General features: G+C 37.4%; 6 protein-coding genes. 3 read left to right on the top strand and 3 right to left on the bottom strand.

Going from position 1 to position 7,396, the window contains the following annotated elements; translation table 11 throughout:
- The first annotated feature begins 804 nt into the window (after positions 1–804).
- Positions 805–2,199, top strand: coding sequence for an NAD(P)/FAD-dependent oxidoreductase (locus ESZ39_RS16730; protein ID WP_146881064.1), 1,395 nt, complete (start codon positions 805–807; stop codon positions 2,197–2,199).
- A gap of 18 nt (positions 2,200–2,217) precedes the next feature.
- A complete protein-coding gene (locus ESZ39_RS18195) occupies positions 2,218–2,490 on the top strand; it encodes an alpha/beta fold hydrolase (RefSeq protein WP_223270432.1) in 273 nt (90 codons plus the stop codon).
- 994 nt (positions 2,491–3,484) lie between these two features.
- On the opposite strand, the gene ESZ39_RS18190 is transcribed toward ESZ39_RS18195, so the two are convergent.
- The 3 genes from ESZ39_RS18190 to dinB all read right to left on the bottom strand — a co-directional run bounded on the left by ESZ39_RS18190 (position 3,485) and on the right by dinB (position 6,548).
- On the bottom strand, positions 3,485–3,877 hold the full coding sequence (locus ESZ39_RS18190) for a transcriptional regulator (protein WP_223270431.1): 393 nt from the start codon (positions 3,875–3,877) through the stop codon (positions 3,485–3,487).
- Positions 3,878–4,381: 504 nt separating this feature from the next.
- The gene (locus ESZ39_RS16715) at positions 4,382–5,266 is read right to left on the bottom strand and encodes an MBL fold metallo-hydrolase (RefSeq protein WP_146881063.1); all 885 of its coding nucleotides are present in this window, start codon (positions 5,264–5,266) and stop codon (positions 4,382–4,384) included.
- Positions 5,267–5,474: 208 nt separating this feature from the next.
- Entirely contained in the window at positions 5,475–6,548 is a 1,074-nt protein-coding gene (dinB, locus tag ESZ39_RS16710) for a DNA polymerase IV (protein ID WP_146881062.1), read from the bottom strand.
- Positions 6,549–7,004: 456 nt separating this feature from the next.
- On the opposite strand from dinB, the gene ESZ39_RS16705 reads away from it, so the two are divergent.
- Positions 7,005–7,396, top strand: a 392-nt coding sequence (locus ESZ39_RS16705) for an IS1 family transposase (RefSeq protein WP_146881061.1), incomplete at its 3' end; no start/stop codon positions are given.

The raw sequence follows: 7,396 nt of genomic DNA, 5'->3' as shown, positions 1-7,396 counted from the left end.
TTCAAAACTGACACCCGTTTCCTTATCTACGCCACATAAAAAAGCCTTTCGTACTGTACGGCTGCAGATGTGATAATAGGAGGTATCTACTAAACTGATTTGTTGTGAGCGAGGCTTAGGCATAACAGTTACCGAAATTAATAAAGGTAAATTAAGTCTAGTTTAGTGGTTCAAATATGCACACGTTATTATGGGTGGCCTGATAAGTATTATGGGTGGCCTGATAAGTATGCCCAACCCTAAACTCGACATTAAGACGCTATTACCTTGGAATGTAAAACTCATTAAAGTGTAGAAAAAATTAGTGGGGAAAACAGAGAAAATCATCCATGATCAACACTCCCTGTTTTATTCGTCCTTGTAGTAGCTCCGTGCCACCGAACTTCATCCTGAAGTATCCATAACCAAGCGTCCTGCTTAGTATTGTTGCCAACACCAATAATATTAGAAGATTATAAATATAATGCAAACGTCAACGCTATTTAAATCAAGGTGCTTATTAGCGGACGCTCACTAAGTAGTGATTAAAATATGCACAAGTTATTATGGGTGGCCTAATAAGTAATTGTTCGATGCTTCCAGCAAGCTCAATATGCCTCTGGTGTTTCATCTCAGAACGCTAACCTTTGCCACTTAAGATGCACAGCTGACGTTAACTTCAATTATTAATTAATGACAGCTTTGAGTTAATTGTGACTATAAATTTTGTAGAAAGACAATATTTATGATGACAAAACTATTGTTTATTTATTGTACAGACTATTGTTATATCTCTATAGATAAAACCAGTCACTAGGAAACTTCATGGATTATAAAACAGATTATCTTATTATTGGCGGTGGTGCCATGGCAATGGCTTTTATCGATACTATGCTCAAAGAAACCGATGCAACATTTTTGATTGTCGATCGCCGACCAAAAGTAGGCGGGCACTGGAATGATGCATACCCTTTTGTACGATTACACCAACCATCAAGTTTTTATGGTGTCGCTTCACGCCCCTTAGGTCGTCACAGATTAGATGAAACTGGCTTTAACAAAGGTCACTTCGAATTAGCAACGGGCGTTGAGGTTATTCACTATTATCACGCACTCATGGAGGAGGTGTTTATCCCCTCTAAGCGAGTCCAGTATCTTCCTTTGTGTGATTACACAGATAATGGTGCCATCCTTTCTCTGATGTCAGGTGAGGAGCATAAGGTGACTGTTAACATAAAAGTAGTGAACGCCACTCTTATGAACACAGAAATTCCCATGACTCATACCCCTAAGTTTAAGGTTGCTGAGGGGGTAAATTGTGTACCACCCAACCATTTGTGCCGATTAGCGCCAAAACACAAGCATATTACCGTACTAGGGGGTGGCAAGACTGGGATTGACAGCATCACTTGGCTACTGGCCAATAACTACCCTGCTGATAATATCACCTGGGTCATCCCAAGAGACTCATGGTTTTATGATCGTAGTAAGTTTCAACCTGACAAGGATTTTCTGGAATATACATTAGAGTTTATCGCCGGACAAACCGAAAACTTTGCCACAGCCGCAACATTGGAAGAGTTGTGTTTAGGTATGGAGTCCAGAGGAAACTGGCTGCGTCTTGATAGAAATGTGTGGCCCACAATGTTTCATGCAGCCCTAATTACTAAAATTGAACTTGAGCAGATTCAACGTATCAGTCATGTTGTTAGACTGGGGCGAGTTGAGAGCATCGACACTAAAGGAATGCAATTAACTAAGGGTGAGGTAAGTTGTCAGCCAGATACTTTATACATTGATTGCACAGCTGCGGGTCTATGCAATAACGTCAATAATTTCACGCCTGTATTCGAGCTTGGGCAGATTAACCTACAATGTATACGCGTGTTTCAGCCTTGTTTTAGTGCTGCTTTGATAGCCCATATAGAAGTAAGTATAGAAGACGATGCATTGCGTCATGCCATGACCCGGCCAACGCCTATGACTGACACAGTAAAAGACTTTCTAACATCTCAGGCACATCTGTTGATGAATGAGGGCCAATGGAGATCACATGAAGAAATAACCAAATGGTTGATAGATTGTCGCCTTGATGGTTTTTCGCATCTCATAGCTAACATCAGTGCGGATGACCATAAAAAAATTAATCAACTTAAACGTTATGGTCAACATGTTAAGAATGCTGTGGATAATTTACTTCGTTTGGCTGCGGTTAATTAAACAATAGTATTTTCAATTATGAACAAGCAAATTAAATTAACAGAATCTGGATTAACAGAGCCTGATATTCAAATGTTGGAGGTCAACAGCTTAACTATGAAAGTCACCAGTATGGGTGGTGGGCCGTTGGTGTTGTTATATCATGGTTTTCCTGAATTAGCGATTTTGTGGCGTAGTCAGATTGTCGTTTTGGCCGAAGCTGGTTACAAAGCAGTTGCACCTGACATGAGAGGTTATGGTAAAACCACTGCACCTATAGACGTCAGTGCTTATACTATACCTTGTAGGTGATATGGTCGAATTGGTTGGCGCGTTAGGTGAAAATAAGCTGTTATTATTGGTCACGACTGGAGTGCACCTGTCGCATGGAGCTGCGCACTATTAAGGCCCGATTTTTTTACCGCTGTTGTAGGTATGAGTGTTTCTTATGTACCTACTGGCTCTAAAAATATGCTCTCTAACCTGCGCTATGCAGGCATCGACAATTTTTATTTTCAATATTTTCAAACTCCCGCTGTAACTGAGGCCAAACTTGAACGAGATGTTATACCAATTTCATTAATTAGGTCAATGTCATTTGGACATCTTTTAGTAAACGGTAGTTTCTAATACGTACTTCTTTAATGACCACTTGATCTCCCTATTCATTTTATTAGTAATTTTTACAGACCCGATCTTCCAATTATGTCATAGACGCTTTCTAGGTACGCCCTGCCCTATACCGCCCTGTTAAGGCTCCTTGAAAAATACATATAACACTATAAACCAAAAACTTAAAGTTAAATCACTGCTACGTCTGATTATTTTTGTAGCATATGGGTAGCAACTAACTGTGAATTATTGTACTGATTAAAAGTTCTTTAATTTCCAACGAATAAACTGTTATTAGGTCGTTGAACATATAACAGTTTATTGTTACTTTGGATTATTGATTGTAAAGTTTTATTTTCTGATAGTTCCAGAATGATTATATGTTCAGTAAATTCCGATAAAAGAATTTCAAGGTAATATGTATTTAAAAAATCAATGTCGACATTGAGTGAAATCGCAGTAGTTTTTTTCACCTTTATATTGCTTAATATGTGGTGATAAATGATATAGATTTCACTGTTTTCTAATTCATTAAATATCTCCGTAGGAGATATTTGTAACTGCCCATCCATTACTTGGCATAATATTTCATAAACACTATTTTCATTCGAAATACAGCCAGTGATTAACTCCACTCGAGGGTAAAAAAAATATTTTTTGCCCTCATGTTTGATAGATATTGGAAGGATCGCTATCATTTAACATTCCACTTACTTTTATTAAACATCTGATATCCTTTTCCGCGAACTGCAACTATTTCTAAGCTAGGTTGCTTACTTAACAAAACCCTTAATTCTAATATGGCTACAGTGACATTGTTACTAACCTTATTGCCTAACCCCCAACCATAAGCGAGCAAAAATTCTCTAGTTAATGTTTTTCCTTCATGTGCGTTAAAAGCACAGAGAATTGGGAACATTGGGTTGGAAATTTTGTATCTGATGCCTTCTATAAAGATATTATATCGTTGGATATAAATATTTTTGCCAATATACATAGCTTGATATTGTTTTGGACAAGAAACACATACCGCGTTACATAAAATTAAAAAAGGATTGTCATTAACCATATGAATATTTGTATTCATCTATTTTTTCTATTCACTTGTGTTATCTGTTTAACAGTTGACATTTTATTTCTCAGTCATAGATATGTTTATGAACCCGTACAGCTAAGAGCGTGGTAATCTACATCTTAGCTGTACGGACAATCAATAATTATAAAAATTAGCCTTAGTTAATGGCACTACTTGGATCGATAGATTCTTACTCTTTAAAAAAATAAATAATCTCAATTCCATTTAGATGGAGTGAAGTTTTTATTAGTAAAGTATCTTGTTTGTATTCTAGTAGTCTACAATCAAGATACTTCACTAAATTAGTGATGCAGAAATTAATTATGGCGATTGAGTAATCGCTATGCACCTGAGATATACCGTATATTCTGTAAATTCTACGCATAAAAAAAGGACTCTTAAAAAGCCCTTATAGGTAAGTTATCTATAGTAGATTAGCTGAGTTTACTCTTGTTGGGCTTTGTATTCAAACAGCCAACGACTATTACTCACCTATTACTTTGACTCAGCAACCTGTTACTTTAAATCAGCAACTAAAGTTTTCAGCCATTTCTCTTCAGTAATAAATGCCCAAGACAAATGCTGATATTTTTCGCCAATTCCTTCGTTAAGTATTTGCTGTTCAGATTTGCCTGCAGCAAGTGCCGCAGAAACTTTATTAATACTAAACTCCATCATTTTCGCAAAAGCTAGCATCTGGCTCTTGTCGGTTAACTTGCCATGACCTGGAATAATCACTACATCATCGGGGGTATTTTTAAGCATGTGCTTAACATTGGCTAAATAGCCTTTAACACTGCCACCACTGTCTAAGTCGACATAAGGAAAACCAACTTCAAAAAACAAATCACCGGTATGTAATACCTTCGCTTTTTTAAAGTAAACATAGGTATCGCCGTCGGTATGACCATTCGTTAAATGTGTTAGCTGAATTTCTTCGTTAGCTAAATAAATAGTAATGCCATCTTTGTAGGTTACAACCGGCAAACTTGCTACTTTATGGTCGGTTTTGCTACTTAAACGGCTACGAACATTCTCATGCGCAAAAATTGGCGCTTTATGTGAAAAAAACTGATTACCGCCAGTATGATCGCCGTGATAATGAGTATTAATCACATATTTAAGTTCTTTGTCCTCAATGCCTTTCATTGCAGCTTCAATTTTTTCAGCTAATGGGGCAAATTTATCATCAACTAATAGCAAACCTTGGTCTGTGGCTAACACGCCAATATTACCACCGGGACCTTGCAACATATAAACACCGCCTGCAGCGGGTTGCACCGTTATATCGGCATCAGCCATTTCTTGCGCATGCAATGAAACACTCAAGATTGTACTTATTGCTGCACTCACTAAAACGCTAAACAGTGTAGTAGGTATCACCAAAAGTTTTTTTAACATAATTTTCCTGCCATTTCTAATATGACTAATATTTAAACGCTCACAGCATAAGCTAAATTCTCTTGATAACGTTAAACTTTTGCACTTAAATTATTATAGGTTAGCTCTGCTTTATTCAACCAAACTTATATCATTTTATTCTAACATCACAATATAACAATATAGCAACATTAAATCATCACACAAGTCACATAAAAATAATTTAAAGCTAAAATAAAGCTAACTGACTGTGCTTATCATGACTGTGCTGCTCAGCAAAACCCAATGACAGGCCTATCAAACGAACTTTTCGATTATTAGCTCGGGTCATAGCTTTTTGTAATAACTCAATAAAAACAGCTTCAAGACAAGCCTTTGATTGAATATCAACGGTTGTTTGCTGAAAGTCGGCAAACTTAATTTTTACTGTTTGTTTGCTAATTTCACGATCGATATGTTTGGCTAAGCGCCGTTGTAGTTTGCTAAATAAACTCATCAGTATTACCTGACATTGTTCAATGGAGTCAACGTCTTCTGCCAGAGTGGTTTCAATGGCCAGTGATTTTCTAACCCTTGAGGTTTCAAGTGCCCTGTCGTCGATACCAAAGCTACGTTGGTATAGAACGTTGGCAAATTTACCCACTATAGTGTGTAAATTTTTTACCGAACTGGCTCTTACATCGGCACAATTTTCAAAACCAAAAGCTTTTAGCTTTTTACTCGTTTTTGGCCCAATGCCGGGGATTTTTTTCAGCGGTAAATTAGCCACAAAAGCATTAACATTTTCTGGCGTAACCACACATTGACCATTAGGCTTGTTTTCATCGCTAGCAATCTTAGCCAAAAACTTATTCGGTGCAATACCGGCCGATGCAGTGAGATTAAGTTCGTTATAGATATCACGTCGTATTTGTTCGGCAATTAACGTAGCGCTACCATAAAACAAGGGCGAATCAGTGACATCGAGATACGCTTCATCTAACGACAAAGGTTCAATTAATTCAGTGTAACGGTGTAATATAGCGCTAATTTGTTGCGATACTTGCTGATAAACTGACATACGGCCATTAACAATAATCAGTTCAGGACAAAGTGCTCTCGCTCTTGCGTTTGGCATAGCTGAGCGCACACCAAACTCTCTCGCCTTGTAGTTACAAGTACACAACACACCCCGCGGGCCATTGCCACCAACAGCAATAGGCACATTGCGCCACTGGGGATTATCACGCATTTCGACTGCCGCGTAAAAGCAGTCCATGTCGATATGAATTATCTTTTTTTGCGCAGGCTTATTTTTAAACATTTACCATGCCATATAAATAAATTGATGTAATACCAATTTGATTAATTAAGTGATCTACTTTTTCATGAGGAAAAAGGGATAAATACAAGGCATAAAATTTAGTCAGTAGTTATTCACCTTATAAATTTTATAACGCTGTAGTTATTCATTTTAACCATTAAAAATGAGCAGGTAATTAATCAACTTGGTATTATACCAATCCCATTAAGTTATTGCTCACTTGTACTCGTTAACATAGCTCAAGGCTGTGTTGCTCTCAATCCCAATAGCCAGCTATTGCTCAATCGAGCGCCTTACCTTGAATTATTTTTCCTGCGCACAACAAGATCACAAACTTAATGGAACTGGTATAAGATATAACAATACAACCCTTAGCTGTATATAAACAGCTATGTTGTCTTTCGGTGTTGGTGAACTATACTTAATGTATTGAAACCCAACAATGGTAGGTGCAACATGGCTTCCAAGCAGTTTCAAAATATATTACATCACGTTACCCACTTAAACTACTCCCAACTAAAAAAACTTCGGCATGAGGTTGAATCAAATATTTCCAATAACCAAGTGGGTCAAGCCATTGCCGACCATGAAGAAACAATATCTCATTGTCCTTATTGCAATTCACATGAATTAAACCGTTGGGGTATGACAAAGCAAGGAATTCAACGCTTTAAGTGTAAATCCTGCTTCAAAACTTTTAATGCGCTTGCTGATTCACCGCTTTACCGCATGAAAAAGGCTGAGAAGTGGATTGAATACACGAAGTTAATGTGGGAAGGCGTGTCTCTTAGAAAATCAGCTAAAGCCTTAAACATAACGCTTAGAACTTCTTTTCGATGGCGACATAT

This window comes from Colwellia sp. C1TZA3 (assembly GCF_007954265.1).
Taxonomy (GTDB): domain Bacteria; phylum Pseudomonadota; class Gammaproteobacteria; order Enterobacterales; family Alteromonadaceae; genus Cognaticolwellia.
Note: the sequence above shows the minus strand (reverse complement) of the source record. Positions and strands in the feature narration are given on the sequence as shown.

Excerpts from the sequence above, each read along its gene's own strand:
- dinB (WP_146881062.1), bottom strand. The coding sequence starts at position 6,548 with ATGTTTAAAAATAAGCCTGCGCAAAAAAAGATAATTCATATCGACATG.
- ESZ39_RS16730 (WP_146881064.1), top strand. The coding sequence starts at position 805 with ATGGATTATAAAACAGATTATCTTATTATTGGCGGTGGTGCCATGGCA.
- ESZ39_RS18195 (WP_223270432.1), top strand. The coding sequence starts at position 2,218 with ATGAACAAGCAAATTAAATTAACAGAATCTGGATTAACAGAGCCTGAT.
- ESZ39_RS16715 (WP_146881063.1), bottom strand. The coding sequence starts at position 5,266 with ATGTTAAAAAAACTTTTGGTGATACCTACTACACTGTTTAGCGTTTTA.
- ESZ39_RS18190 (WP_223270431.1), bottom strand. The coding sequence starts at position 3,877 with ATGAATACAAATATTCATATGGTTAATGACAATCCTTTTTTAATTTTA.